This window comes from Enterobacter cloacae complex sp. IR5422 (assembly GCF_049238165.1).
Lineage (GTDB): Bacteria > Pseudomonadota > Gammaproteobacteria > Enterobacterales > Enterobacteriaceae > Enterobacter > Enterobacter roggenkampii.
The window spans coordinates 55,434-69,344 of record NZ_JBMKHT010000007.1 but is presented as its reverse complement, the minus strand read 5'-3'; the positions used below and the strand labels follow the sequence as shown (position 1 = coordinate 69,344).

At 56.9% G+C, this 13,911-nt stretch carries 7 protein-coding genes; 3 read left to right on the top strand and 4 right to left on the bottom strand.

Annotated features, from left to right (window positions below; genetic code table 11):
• Nucleotides 1-41: 41 nt before the first annotated feature.
• The gene (locus tag ACOTXT_RS05530; RefSeq protein WP_333164458.1) at nt 42-1,682 is read right to left on the bottom strand and encodes a dihydroxyacetone kinase subunit DhaK; all 1,641 of its coding nucleotides are present in this window, start codon (nt 1,680-1,682) and stop codon (nt 42-44) included.
• A gap of 137 nt (nt 1,683-1,819) precedes the next feature.
• Here ACOTXT_RS05530 and ACOTXT_RS05525 point away from each other — a divergent pair, with 137 nt between their 5' ends.
• Nucleotides 1,820-3,322, top strand: coding sequence for a helicase HerA-like C-terminal domain-containing protein (locus ACOTXT_RS05525; protein ID WP_008502820.1), 1,503 nt, complete (start codon nt 1,820-1,822; stop codon nt 3,320-3,322).
• Here the strand turns inward: ACOTXT_RS05525 and ACOTXT_RS05520 are convergent.
• A complete protein-coding gene (locus ACOTXT_RS05520) occupies nt 3,302-4,243 on the bottom strand; it encodes a TIGR01212 family radical SAM protein (RefSeq protein WP_100245852.1) in 942 nt (313 codons plus the stop codon). The two genes, ACOTXT_RS05525 and ACOTXT_RS05520, sit on opposite strands and share 21 nt — an antisense overlap.
• A gap of 687 nt (nt 4,244-4,930) precedes the next feature.
• Between ACOTXT_RS05520 and gltB the strand changes: the two genes are divergently transcribed.
• Entirely contained in the window at nt 4,931-9,391 is a 4,461-nt protein-coding gene (gene gltB / locus ACOTXT_RS05515) for a glutamate synthase large subunit (protein WP_023326177.1), read from the top strand.
• A gap of 9 nt (nt 9,392-9,400) precedes the next feature.
• Entirely contained in the window at nt 9,401-10,819 is a 1,419-nt protein-coding gene (gene gltD, locus ACOTXT_RS05510) for a glutamate synthase subunit GltD (protein ID WP_055321271.1), read from the top strand.
• Nucleotides 10,820-11,000: 181 nt separating this feature from the next.
• Here gltD and ACOTXT_RS05505 read toward each other — a convergent pair whose 3' ends face one another.
• Together ACOTXT_RS05505 and ACOTXT_RS05500 are read right to left on the bottom strand one after the other, a co-directional pair.
• A complete protein-coding gene (locus ACOTXT_RS05505) occupies nt 11,001-11,561 on the bottom strand; it encodes an outer membrane protein (protein WP_023294675.1) in 561 nt (186 codons plus the stop codon).
• Nucleotides 11,558-13,909, bottom strand: a complete 2,352-nt coding sequence (locus ACOTXT_RS05500) for a fimbrial biogenesis usher protein (RefSeq protein WP_241427012.1) — start codon at nt 13,907-13,909, stop codon at nt 11,558-11,560. Before ACOTXT_RS05500 ends, ACOTXT_RS05505 begins: the two co-directional genes overlap by 4 nt.
• Between the last annotated feature and the right edge of the window lie 2 nt (nt 13,910-13,911).

Below are 13,911 nucleotides of genomic sequence, written 5' to 3'. Positions count from 1 at the left end.
TGAGTTTGCCGGGTGGCGGCTTCGCCTTACCCGGCCTACTTTCACTGCTGCGCCAATACGTTAAATACTTCCGCTACCGCGACCGCTCCCGGATCCATCACCCCATCCAGGTTATCTTTATTGACATACGACGAGCGTCCCGCGCCGGCTTTCGCCATCTTCGACGTTGCTTCTGCGCCCTGCTGCGCGGCCTGCGCTGCCGCCTGAATATTGCCTTTCTGTAACGCCTCCAGCGCCGGTTGCAGCGCATCGATCAGCGTGCGATCGCCGAGATCTGCCCCGCCGTACTGCTTCATCTGCGCAAGTCCACTGAGCAAGGCCTCCGGGAGCGTCTGACCATCGTGAAGCTTTTGCCCGGCCGCGGTAAAGAAGATCGACATCAGCACGCCGCTCGACCCGCCCATTACCGTAGCCAGCCGCTCGCCAACCAGTAACAGCAGCTTAGGCACGTCATTAAGCGGGAGCGCGTTCTCCTCCAGGCGCTGCGCAATATCCCGCGCCCCTTGCGCAAAGGTAGAGCCGGTATCGCCATCCCCCACTTTAGCATCCAGCGCGTTCAGGCGGTTTTCGAGCTGGAGCAGCGTTGTCGTCACGGAGGAGACAAACGCACGCACCTGTGGATTGTCAGACGGAGTGTACTCCACACGGTCATGAATGGCGCTATGCGCCACGGTGCGCAGTGGCGCAAACGCGACGGGCTTCTGCCAGCCCAGCGTCTCGACGTCGGCGTGAATCGCCTTTTCGAAGAAATCGTTGAGCTTCAGCAGCGTCAGAGAAAAGCCTTTCATATCCAGCGCGCTGACCAGCGGCGCAGGGCCAATCAGGTACGCGATACTCTCTTTCAGCGCAGAATGCGCCAGCTCTTTGGTCAGCAGCGCCATCTCCAGCGCCGATACGCCGCCAAGATTGTTAATCAGCACCGCAAAACGCCCCTTACCCGCCTGCGCGCTTAACGGCGTCACCAGAGTGTCGATAATGGCTTTGCTGTTTTGCGTATCCACCACGGAAGCCCCGGGCTCGCCGTGAATGCCCAGGCCCAGCTCGACATGGCCTTGTTTAATGCGCCCCTCTTCATCGTCGCTGCCCGGCAGGTTGCAGGTTTGCATCGCTACGCCCAGGCTCCAGAGGTTATCGCAGGCCTGTTGCGCAATATCCCGTACCTCGCTCAGCGATTTCCCCTGCTCCGCCGCATAGCCCGCAATCTTGTGCACCAGTGCCGTACCGGCAATACCGCGCGGCTGCTTATTATCCGGCAGCGCGATATCGTCCGCCACAATCACCATCTCCACCTTCAGGCCGTAGCGCTTGGCCTTTTCGGCCGCCAGACCGAAGTTCAGGCGGTCGCCGGTGTAGTTTTTGACGATCAGCAGACAGCCGCGATCGCCCGTGACCGCGACGATGGCATTCAGTACCGCATCCACGCTCGGCGAGGCAAACAGATCGCCGCATACAGCCGCCGTCAGCATCCCTTTCCCAACAAACCCGGCGTGTGCGGGTTCATGGCCTGAGCCGCCGCCGGAAATTACCGCCACGCGGCTTTTATCCCAGTCGCCGCGCGCGACGATCCTGATGGCCGGATCGATATCAAGCTTGACGAGATTGGCATGTGGCGCAGAGAGCAGTATGCCTTCAATGGCCTCGTTGACCAGCTGTTTGCGATCGTTAAAGAAGAATCTGGACATAGTTTCCCACTATTTTGTGAACCGTATGCAAAAGCATAGTCCGCGCTGGATAATGCGCCGCAAAGTCAGCAATTTACTCAGCCGTTTTACCGTCAGGTTGCCTATACTCCACCCAGGACTACGAGAGGAAGCGCATCATGAGTACACCATTGTTAATTGCCCGGACGCTGGAAAAAGAGCTCTATTTACTGCCCGCGATGGCGAACCGCCACGGTCTGATCACCGGCGCGACTGGGACGGGGAAAACCGTCACCCTGCAAAAGCTGGCGGAGTCGCTTTCAGAGATTGGCGTACCGGTCTTTATGGCTGACGTAAAAGGCGATTTAACCGGTGTGGCTCAGGAAGGGACGGCCTCTGAAAAACTGCTCGAACGGCTGAAGAATATTGGCATCACGGACTGGACGCCCCACGGTAACCCGGTGGTGGTGTGGGACATCTTCGGTGAAAAAGGCCACCCGGTGCGCGCCACCGTCTCCGATCTCGGTCCCTTGCTGCTGGCCCGTTTGCTTAACCTCAACGACGTGCAGTCCGGCGTGCTGAATATTATCTTCCGCATTGCCGATGACCAGGGGCTACTGCTGCTTGATTTCAAAGATCTGCGCGCCATTACGCAGTACATCGGCGATAACGCCAAATCCTTTCAGAACCAGTACGGCAACATCAGCAGCGCCTCGGTGGGCGCTATTCAGCGCGGGCTACTGACGCTTGAGCAACAGGGCGCTGAACATTTCTTTGGTGAACCCATGCTGGATATCAAAGACTGGATGCGCACCGACAGCAGTGGCAAAGGCATTATTAACATCCTGAGCTCAGAGAAGCTCTACCAGATGCCGAAACTCTACGCCGCCAGCCTGCTGTGGATGCTCTCTGAACTTTACGAACAGCTGCCAGAGGCGGGCGACCTTGAGAAGCCGAAGCTGGTGTTCTTCTTTGACGAAGCGCATCTGCTGTTTAACGATGCACCTCAGGTATTGCTGGATAAGATCGAACAGGTTATCCGCCTGATCCGTTCCAAAGGCGTCGGCGTTTGGTTTGTCTCGCAAAACCCGTCGGATATCCCCGATAACGTACTGGGACAACTCGGTAACCGCGTACAGCACGCCCTGCGCGCCTTCACGCCGAAAGATCAAAAAGCGGTAAAAGCCGCCGCGCAAACCATGCGCGCCAATCCGGCCTTTGATACCGAAGCCGCCATTCAGGCGCTGGGCACCGGTGAAGCGCTAATCTCGTTCCTGGATGCGAAGGGCAGCCCGTCCGTAGTGGAACGCGCCATGGTCATTGCGCCTTGCTCGCGCATGGGGCCGGTGACCGACGATGAACGCAACGGACTGATTAACCACTCACCGGTTTACGGGAAGTACGAAGACGAGGTGGATCGCGAATCTGCTTTCGAGATGCTGCAAAAAGGAGTCCAGGCGACAACGGAATCGCAGGATGCGCCTGCCGCTAAAGGGCAGTCTGTCGCCGTGGATGACGGCATTCTTGGTGGACTCAAAGACATCCTGTTCGGCAGCACCGGGCCGCGCGGCGGCAAACGCGACGGCGTAGTGCAGACCATGGCGAAAAGCGCCGCGCGACAGGTCACCAATCAGATCGTGCGCGGCATGCTGGGGAGTTTGTTAGGCGGCCGTCGCCGCTAGACGCGGAACCCACGGTCGGCCCAGCGCCGAACCCTGTACGCCGTTCTCCTGCAGGTAGCGGTCAATTTCCACCATCCCCGTCCAGCGGTTCTCACACCACAGCGGTGCCAGAAGCGTTGGACGGCGGGCGCTGGCCGAGATGCGGTGGTAGACAATCTCCGCTGGCGTGTGGCGAATCATCTCCCCCGCCGTCACCGTATAGTCCTCAAGCTCGATACCGCTTAACCGCCCGGCCTCCCAGGCTTTCGCCATAATGCTGCCCTTCACGATATGCAGCGGATGAAGCTTGATGCCGTCCACGCCGGTTTCAACGACTTTTTCCAGCGTTTCAAGGCCATGCTGTTGACCTTCACCGGGCAGACCGACAATCAGATGTGAACAGACCTTCAGCCCGCGCTCGCGTGCCAGCCGCGTGGTGCGCTGGTAGCAGGCGAAATCATGGCCACGGTTGATACGGTGCAGCGTTTTGTCATGTGCGGTTTGCAAGCCCAGCTCCAGCCAGATCTCGTAGCCTTGTTCTTTGTACTCGCTGAGCAGATCCAGCACCGCGTCCGGTACGCAGTCCGGGCGGGTTCCCACGCACAGCCCAACGATGTTGGCCTGGCTGACGGCCTGCTGATACATCGATCGCAATACCTGCACCTCCGCCCACGTGCTTGTGTAAGCCTGAAAATAGGCCAGATACTGCTTCGCACGGTTCACCAGGCTGGCCTGATGAGCAAGCTGTTCAGCGATAGAGTTATGTTGCTGCGCTTCATCGGCAAACGACGCAACGTTACAGAAGGTGCAGCCCCCGCGCCCGATGGTGCCGTCGCGATTCGGGCAGCTAAACCCGCCGTGCAGCGTCAGCTTATGAACCTTTTGCCCGTAGCGCTGCAAAAGATCCCCACCAAACATATTGACTAATTTCTGTAACTGCATAATCTGATAGACCGTCCCGGAGAAAGGGGACAAGCCTGCCATTTTTAGCCTCTGTCGGCGATGACCTGGATCAATCGCCCTGGACGGCCTTTATCTATATGAATAAATACTCAGGATTACTGCAATTTCATTCACGCCGCATGTGATTACTTTTCCTTATGTTCTGATTGTTTTTTTCATTTATAGCGCCATCACTGAAAAACAGTGTGTTTATGCGGTTTTGCGGCCAATGCCAGATTATTGTTCTGCTATAAAACCGCTATTCAGCACGCTACATGGATAATACCGCTTTCATATAGTGAGTCAGATCACACTCCGCTGCGCTCTTTCAGGGCGTTCATTTAATGTAAAATTAGTTAAATAACCTTAAAATACAAGCACATAAACTCTCTATAGCACATTTTTGTATAAATAAGATTGCCATTTGACCTGTGTACCAATTCCCGATAAGTTGGAAATCCGCTGGAAGCTTTCTGGATGAGCGGCCTGCTCATCATATTTATGCAGTAATTGAGATTCCCTCTGAAGCAAGTCCTCAAACTTGTTTACCTGCGCGAAAGGATGAAAAAGAGGGCGAATGCGAGGTCCGCGTATGAAACGCAAACCCCGTCGCCATGCTCTTTCTGTGCCTGTGCGCCACGGTAAAGTTCAGTGGGAAGCCCGACGAGCCTGGGGAGGTTCACTGATATGTTGTACGATAAATCCCTTGAGAAGGATAACTGTGGTTTCGGCCTGATCGCCCACATAGAAGGCGAACCTAGCCACAAGGTGGTGCGTACCGCTATTCACGCACTGGCCCGTATGCAGCACCGTGGCGCCATCCTTGCCGATGGTAAAACCGGCGACGGTTGCGGCCTGCTGCTGCAAAAACCGGATCGTTTCTTCCGCATCGTGGCGGAAGAGCGCGGCTGGCGTTTAGCCAAAAACTACGCTGTCGGCATGCTGTTCCTGAACCAGGATCCTGAAAAAGCTGCCGCCTCACGCCGCATCGTCGAAGAAGAACTTCAGCGTGAAACCCTGTCGATTGTCGGCTGGCGCGATGTGCCAACCAACGAAGGGGTGCTCGGTGAAATCGCCCTCTCCTCGCTGCCTCGTATTGAACAGATTTTCGTCAACGCGCCTGCGGGCTGGCGTCCGCGTGATATGGAACGCCGCCTGTTTATCGCCCGCCGTCGCATTGAAAAACGTCTCCAGGACGATAAAGAGTTCTACGTCTGTAGCCTCTCTAACCTGGTGAACATCTATAAAGGTCTGTGTATGCCGGCTGACCTGCCGCGCTTCTACCTGGACCTGGCGGACCTGCGTCTGGAATCGGCCATTTGCCTGTTCCACCAGCGCTTCTCCACCAACACCGTTCCACGCTGGCCGCTGGCGCAGCCGTTCCGCTACCTGGCACACAACGGTGAGATCAACACTATTACCGGTAACCGCCAGTGGGCCCGCGCCCGTACCTACAAGTTCCAGACGCCATTGATCCCTGACCTGCATGATGCCGCGCCGTTCGTGAACGAAACCGGCTCGGACTCCAGCTCGATGGATAACATGCTGGAACTGCTGCTGGCGGGCGGGATGGATATCGTGCGCGCCATGCGTCTGCTCGTGCCGCCGGCCTGGCAGAACAACCCGGATATGGACCCTGAGCTGCGCGCGTTCTTCGACTTTAACTCCATGCACATGGAGCCGTGGGACGGCCCGGCGGGCATCGTCATGTCCGACGGTCGTTTCGCTGCGTGTAACCTGGACCGTAACGGCCTGCGTCCGGCGCGCTACGTCATCACCAAAGATAAGCTCATCACCTGCGCCTCTGAAGTCGGCATCTGGGATTACCAGCCTGACGAAGTGGTCGAGAAAGGCCGCGTCGGTCCGGGCGAGCTGATGGTGATCGACACCCGCAGTGGACGCATCCTGCACTCCGCCGAAACCGACAACGATCTGAAGAGCCGCCATCCGTACAAAGAGTGGATGGAGAAAAACGTGCGTCGTCTGGTGCCGTTTGAAGATCTGTCGGATGAAGAAGTGGGCAGCCGCGAGCTGGACGATGACACCCTCGCCAGCTACCAGAAGCAGTTTAACTACAGCGCGGAAGAGCTGGACTCCGTCATCCGCGTGCTCGGTGAGAACGGCCAGGAAGCGGTCGGCTCGATGGGTGACGATACCCCGTTTGCCGTGCTCTCCAGCCAGCCGCGCATCATTTACGACTACTTCCGCCAGCAGTTTGCGCAGGTCACCAACCCGCCAATCGATCCGCTGCGTGAAGCCCACGTGATGTCGCTGGCCACCAGCATCGGTCGCGAGATGAACGTCTTCTGCGAGGCCGAAGGCCAGGCGCACCGTCTGACCTTTAAATCGCCGATCCTGCTGTACTCCGATTTCAAACAGCTCACCACCATGAAAGAGGAGCACTATCGCGCCGACACGCTCGATATTACCTTCGACGTGAACGACGCGAGCCTCGAAGAGACGGTGAATGCGCTGTGCGACAAAGCCGAACAGATGGTGCGTAACGGTACCGTGCTGCTGGTATTGTCCGACCGCAACATCGCGAAAAACCGTCTGCCGGTGCCTGCACCAATGGCGGTGGGCGCTATCCAGACGCGTCTGGTGGATAAGAGCCTGCGCTGCGACGCCAACATCATTGTTGAAACCGCCAGCGCGCGCGACCCGCACCACTTTGCCGTGCTGTTAGGCTTTGGCGCGACGGCGATCTACCCGTACCTGGCCTATGAAACGCTGGCCCGTCTGGTGGATACCCGCGCGATCGACAAAGATTACCGCGCGGTGATGCTGAACTACCGTAACGGCATCAACAAAGGTCTGTACAAGATCATGTCCAAAATGGGCATCTCGACCATTGCCTCCTACCGCTGCTCGAAGCTGTTTGAAGCGGTTGGCCTGCACGATGAGGTCGCCAACCTTTGCTTCCAGGGCGTGGTCAGCCGCATCGGCGGCGCCGGTTTTGCTGACTTCCAGCAGGATCTGGTGAACCTGTCCAAGCGCGCCTGGCTGGCACGTAAGCCGCTGGATCAGGGCGGTCTGCTGAAATACGTTCACGGCGGCGAGTATCATGCCTACAACCCTGACGTGGTGCGCACGCTGCAGCAGGCGGTTCAGAGCGGCGAATACCGTGATTATCAGCAGTACGCTGAGCTGGTGAACAACCGTCCGGCGGCGACGCTGCGCGACCTCATTGCCCTGAATCCGGGTGATGAAGCGGTCAGCATTGACGAAGTCGAACCGGCATCCGAACTGTTCAAACGCTTCGATACCGCGGCGATGTCCATCGGCGCGCTGAGCCCGGAAGCCCACGAGGCGCTGGCGGAAGCCATGAACAGCATCGGTGGCAACTCTAACTCCGGCGAAGGCGGTGAAGATCCTGCCCGTTACGGCACCAACAAGGTGTCCCGTATCAAGCAGGTGGCATCCGGCCGCTTTGGCGTGACGCCAGCGTACCTGGTCAACGCCGACGTGATTCAGATTAAAGTCGCTCAGGGTGCGAAACCGGGCGAAGGCGGTCAGCTGCCGGGTGATAAAGTTACCCCGTACATCGCCAAACTGCGCTACTCGGTACCGGGCGTGACGCTGATCTCCCCGCCGCCGCACCACGATATCTACTCTATCGAGGACCTGGCGCAGCTGATTTTCGACCTGAAGCAGGTCAACCCGAAAGCGATGATCTCCGTGAAGCTGGTTTCCGAACCGGGCGTCGGCACCATTGCCACCGGCGTGGCGAAGGCCTATGCGGACCTTATCACCATCGCCGGTTATGACGGTGGTACCGGCGCAAGCCCGCTCTCCTCCGTGAAATATGCGGGCTGCCCGTGGGAACTTGGCCTGGTGGAAACCCAGCAGGCGCTGGTGGCTAACGGTCTGCGTCACAAGATCCGTCTGCAGGTGGACGGTGGCCTGAAAACCGGCCTCGACATCATCAAGGCGGCGATTCTGGGTGCGGAAAGCTTTGGCTTCGGTACCGGCCCAATGGTTGCGCTCGGCTGTAAATACCTGCGTATTTGCCACCTGAACAACTGCGCAACCGGTGTTGCAACCCAGGATGAGAAGCTGCGTAAGAATCACTATCACGGCCTGCCGTTCAAAGTGACCAACTACTTTGAGTTCATCGCCCGTGAAACCCGCGAGCTGATGGCGCAGCTGGGCGTGAAGCGCCTGGTAGACCTGATTGGCCGTACCGACCTGCTGAAAGAGCTGGAAGGTTTCACGGCCAAGCAGCAGAAGCTCGAGCTGAGCAAGCTGCTGGAAACCGCGCAGCCGCATCCTGGCAAAGCGGTCTACTGCACCGAGAACAACCCGCCGTTCGACAACGGCGTGCTGAACGCGCAGCTGCTGCAGCAGGCGAAACCGTATGTGGACGACAAGCAGAGCAAAACGTTCTGGTTTGATATCCGCAACACCGACCGTTCCGTGGGTGCCTCCCTCTCCGGCTACATCGCGCAGACGCACGGTGACCAGGGGCTGGCGGCCGATCCGATTACCGCGCACTTCAGCGGTACTGCGGGTCAGAGCTTCGGCGTGTGGAACGCAGGCGGCGTTGAGCTGTACCTGACCGGCGATGCCAACGACTACGTCGGCAAAGGCATGGCGGGCGGTCTTCTGGCGGTACGTCCTCCGGTCGGCTCAGCCTTCCGCAGCCATGAAGCCAGCATTATCGGTAACACCTGTCTGTACGGCGCAACCGGCGGTCGTCTGTTTGCCGCGGGTCGTGCGGGCGAGCGTTTTGCGGTGCGTAACTCCGGTGCTATCACCGTGGTGGAAGGCATTGGCGATAACGGTTGTGAATACATGACGGGCGGGATTGTTTGCGTTCTGGGTAAAACCGGCGTGAACTTCGGCGCAGGCATGACGGGCGGTTTTGCCTACGTCCTGGATGAAGACGGTGAGTTCCGTAAACGCGTGAACCCTGAACTGGTAGAAGTGCTGGACGTTGATACGCTGGCCATTCACGAAGAACACCTGCGCGGTTTGATTACCGAACACGTGCAGCATACCGGTTCTTCGCGCGGCGAAGAGATCCTGGCTAACTGGCCGGCGTTCTCTGCGAAATTCGCGCTGGTTAAGCCGAAGTCCAGCGATGTTAAAGCCCTGTTGGGTCACCGTAGTCGTAGCGCAGCAGAGCTGCGCGTGCAGGCGCAGTAAGGAATTCAGATGAGCCAGAACGTATACCAGTTTATCGACCTGCAGCGTGTTGATCCGCCAAAGAAACCGCTGAAGATCCGCAAAATTGAATTTGTTGAAATCTACGAGCCGTTTTCAGAAGGCCAGGCCAAAGCACAGGCAGACCGCTGCCTGTCCTGCGGTAACCCTTACTGCGAATGGAAATGTCCGGTACACAACTACATCCCGAACTGGCTGAAGCTGGCCAACGAAGGGCGTATTTTTGAAGCCGCCGAGCTGTCTCACCAGACCAACACCCTGCCGGAAGTGTGCGGCCGCGTGTGTCCTCAGGATCGTCTGTGCGAAGGTTCCTGTACGCTGAACGACGAGTTTGGCGCGGTGACCATCGGCAACATCGAGCGCTATATCAACGATAAAGCGTTTGAGATGGGCTGGCGTCCGGACATGACCGGCGTGAAGCAAACCGACAAGCGCGTGGCGATCATCGGCGCGGGCCCGGCGGGCCTGGCCTGCGCGGACGTGCTGACCCGCAACGGCGTGAAGGCGGTGGTCTTTGACCGTCATCCGGAGATCGGCGGTCTGCTGACCTTCGGTATCCCGGCCTTCAAGCTGGAAAAAGAGGTCATGACCCGTCGCCGTGAAATCTTCGCCGGCATGGGCATTGAGTTCAAACTGAACACAGAAGTGGGCCGCGACGTACAGCTCGACGATCTGCTGAAGGATTACGACGCCGTGTTCCTGGGCGTGGGTACCTATCAGTCCATGCGCGGTGGTCTGGAAAACGAAGACGCGCCGGGCGTTTATGACGCGCTGCCGTTCCTGATTGCCAACACCAAGCAGATTATGGGTTATGGTGAAACCGCCGATGAGCCGTTCGTCAGCATGGAAGGCAAACGCGTGGTGGTGCTGGGCGGCGGTGATACCGCGATGGACTGCGTGCGAACCTCCATTCGTCAGAATGCGGCACACGTGATCTGTGCTTACCGTCGTGACGAAGAGAACATGCCGGGCTCTAAGCGTGAAGTGAAAAACGCACGTGAAGAGGGCGTGGAATTCCAGTTCAACATCCAGCCTCTGGGTATTGAAGTGAATGCCAACGGTAAAGTGAGCGGCGTGAAGATGGCGCGCACTGAGATGGGCGCACCGGATGCAAAAGGCCGTCGTCGCGCCGAGATCGTGGCCGATTCTGAACACGTGATCCCGGCCGACGCCGTGGTGATGGCGTTCGGTTTCCGCCCTCACAGCATGGAATGGCTGGCGAAGCACAGCGTTGAGCTGGACTCGCAGGGCCGTATTATTGCGCCAGAAGGCAGCGATAATGCCTTCCAGACCAGCAACCCAAAAATCTTCGCCGGTGGCGATATCGTTCGCGGTTCCGACCTGGTGGTGACGGCGATTGCCGAAGGGCGCAAAGCGGCTGACGGGATACTGAACTACCTGGAAGTGTAAGAAAAAAGGGAATAAACCTTCCGGTTTATTCCCTTTGTTACCTACAGCGTAATCAAAAAAATTTCAGATATTTTAGCATGAAGGTTGCCAGCCTATCATTGCTTGAGTCAGCTGCAAGAAAAAAACAGGCATTTCATTGGCGATAGAAATAATGAAGAGCTATTTTTTACTCTCCGAAATGCTACCTCGTCAGCAGAGTCCAGGTTAAGTCACTTTCCAGTACGGTTTGATCGGTGATGCGGCTAAACGCATTGTCATCCAGCACAGGTGATAGCGTGACACGGAAATTCATCTGCTGGCCTGAAGGCACCTGATTATTATCAACCGCAATAACCGCTTCATTATTACGCACATAAAACGGCGAAGGCGTGCCGCTTTGCGGAGTAAAACCGAGCTGATCGACCGTTTTGCCGACGGTGTAATTTTTACCGTCGATGGTCATATCATCGATTTTAACCGCCATCCCGCCAGACTGGCCGAATGTGAAGCGCCCTTTATCGCCTGCCGTCCCCTGTAACAACACCGCCATTTGCTGCGGCTGCGGGCAGTAAACATTAACGTTGAGGGTACGGTCCGCCATTTTGTGCCAGTTCTGCTGGGTTTTATCGATATTATCTCGACGCATTTCATGGTAATCCACCACCGGCTGCGAAAGCGATATTTGGCAATCTTCCGCATTTGCAGTCGCCACGAAGAAAAGTATCCCCAGCGCTGTTAATCCTACTGTTTGTTGATAATTCATCGGCATACTCCGTTTACTTCTTCATAGAAGGCGTCTTCATTGCGTTTCTCAGGAAGAGCGAAATCGAGTTTGCACAAACGATTGTTGTTGGCGTCCATGGCGTACAGCGCCGGTAACTGATCCGCATCGTTGATAAAGACATGACCATCATCAACGACCGTCACAATGTAGTTGTCCTTCTCATCCACGATTGCCAGCCCTTTTCTCAGCGGCCGACCATCGGTTTGCTTCATACGCAGCATCACACGTCGGCTGTTCAGCACCTTGAAATCAAGCTCGCTGACTGAAGCGTGACCTGCGGCGATATATCGGGTGCCGTTTGCCAGCGTCATATTCTGCGGCAGCTTGTTGGCATCCACTTCTATACGCGAATTGCGCCACTCGTTTAGCGAAGGTACAACCGCCTGTCCCCAGGCATCGGTCCAGACCGTACCCTGTGGCGTAGCGATTTCTACCCCGCTTTTCTTCTCGCTCAGTCTGGCAATCGCAAAGGTATCGCGAATCGCATACGGCGAGAACGTCACGCCATTTTTGTGCATAGCGATGCCGCCCGCCAGGGTGGCGTTATAGTTACGCTGGTGATCACCGTTGCTGCCACCACCCACGCTCAGCTGGGTGTAATGCAGATTGGTGTTAAGGTTACCGTTGAAGCTATTATCGCTGGACGACTGGTCACGATCGGCGGCGATATAGTAGTGTGTGTTTTCGCCCAGCGAACCGCTGTTGGCTACACCGTAAGTGGTATTGTCGCCCTGTTTGCGCATGTAAGTGCTGACAGACTGCCCCGGACTCAGCGGAATGCTGACGTTGATGTACAGCATTTCATCATCCTGGTCGTCATCGACGTTGCCCACAGCGCTTTGCCAGTTGGCGGTAACGCTGGCATATTTAAATGTCTTACCCCACGACAGAAGCAGATAGCGGGAATCCTCAGAGTTCCCGCTGCTCTGGTTATAGTTGAAGCCTGCTGAGAAAACGCCTGCCAGACCGGATGAGAAACGTATGCTGCCGGAGTAGGCGTTATCGTACCCCTGATAGTCATCGTCCATCGCTTCTGCCATCTCACGGTAGCCGCCGCTGTAGTGCGTCGCGCTGGTGGAAAGCGATACATGGGAGGAAAGCGTAAGATCGCTTCCTAGCTCGGTTTTAAGTCCACTGTTGCTGTCACCAAAAGACTCTTTGCTTGCCGCAACCGTCGTGGAAACAGACCAAAGATCGCTGATAAGAAAATCGGTACGACCGCCAGCTGCCTGGTAATCTTGAGCGGCAGTACCGGAGGCCAGAAGGTTCATCCACGGGAAAATGCGCCAGCCGTCGGAAACGTTCATCACCAGCGGATCGCTGTAGTCGCTATCGATGCTGCGTACCTGACCGGCAGACACGGTAAGCCCCTGCGGGCGAGAAAGATTTCGCTGCTTCACTGCGGCAGCAGGAACAATAAAGTGATTCGTGGAGCCGTCCGACTCTACGACGGAAACGTCTAAATCGACGTTGTTACGCGCAACCGGCACGTCATCCAGCGTAAATGGTCCCGCGGGCACGAGCGTACTGAAGATCAGCTGATTGTTCTGGCGAATCTCCACGCGAGCCTGGGAGGAACGGGCAATGCCTGACACGCTGACGCCGCTGCCGTCTTTTGTCAGCCCGCTAGTCGGCATAAGCTGGATACCGGTAATGGGTATGCCGCTCAGCACATTAGACATGGCATTAATTTCACCGACCTGCATGGTTAACTTCTGCGGGACAAAAACATGCTCTGCGTAGGTGTAAATGCTGTCGGCATTTTTCTTGCCATTGTCATCCGTCAGGATGTAATTACTGCGAAGCGACCAGTCAAATGCGTTAAAACCCGCTTCCAGATTGGCCTGCGAATAGCGGGTTTTGTCGCTACCGCCATATTCGTTACGGGTGCTGAAAAGCGAATAGTTGAGCATCCCGGCGGCACCGCCGTGCTGGAAGTTTCGGATATCCGACGACAGGCTGTTTACCGCTTCAGGCGGCAGATACAACTCAACGGCTTCCTGGTTTGGCAACGCGTTGATTACCGCTTTCGGGTAGTCGTCGCGGATGTTGTGGCACGCCTCGCCTGCCTTCAGGGGGACTGGCATGAGGCCTGCGAAATCAAGCAGATCGTTATCAAAACACAGCACGCCGTCCTTATTGAAACGGACGGCGGCCATTCCGCGATCTTCACCATTCACTTTAACGTTCACGGAATGGGTTCCGGGCAGAAAACGCGGTGCTTCAGCGAAATAATGGTTCAAGTCGCTCGATAACCCCAGCGTTTTCATTACCCCCGTATCAAACGTCACTTCCCTTGCGAGTACGGAGGCGGAGTCAAACATCATCA

Excerpts from the sequence above, each read along its gene's own strand:
- ACOTXT_RS05500 (WP_241427012.1), bottom strand. The coding sequence starts at position 13,909 with ATGATGTTTGACTCCGCCTCCGTACTCGCAAGGGAAGTGACGTTTGAT.
- ACOTXT_RS05520 (WP_100245852.1), bottom strand. The coding sequence starts at position 4,243 with ATGCAGTTACAGAAATTAGTCAATATGTTTGGTGGGGATCTTTTGCAG.
- ACOTXT_RS05525 (WP_008502820.1), top strand. The coding sequence starts at position 1,820 with ATGAGTACACCATTGTTAATTGCCCGGACGCTGGAAAAAGAGCTCTAT.
- ACOTXT_RS05505 (WP_023294675.1), bottom strand. The coding sequence starts at position 11,561 with ATGAATTATCAACAAACAGTAGGATTAACAGCGCTGGGGATACTTTTC.
- gltD (WP_055321271.1), top strand. The coding sequence starts at position 9,401 with ATGAGCCAGAACGTATACCAGTTTATCGACCTGCAGCGTGTTGATCCG.
- gltB (WP_023326177.1), top strand. The coding sequence starts at position 4,931 with ATGTTGTACGATAAATCCCTTGAGAAGGATAACTGTGGTTTCGGCCTG.
- ACOTXT_RS05530 (WP_333164458.1), bottom strand. The coding sequence starts at position 1,682 with ATGTCCAGATTCTTCTTTAACGATCGCAAACAGCTGGTCAACGAGGCC.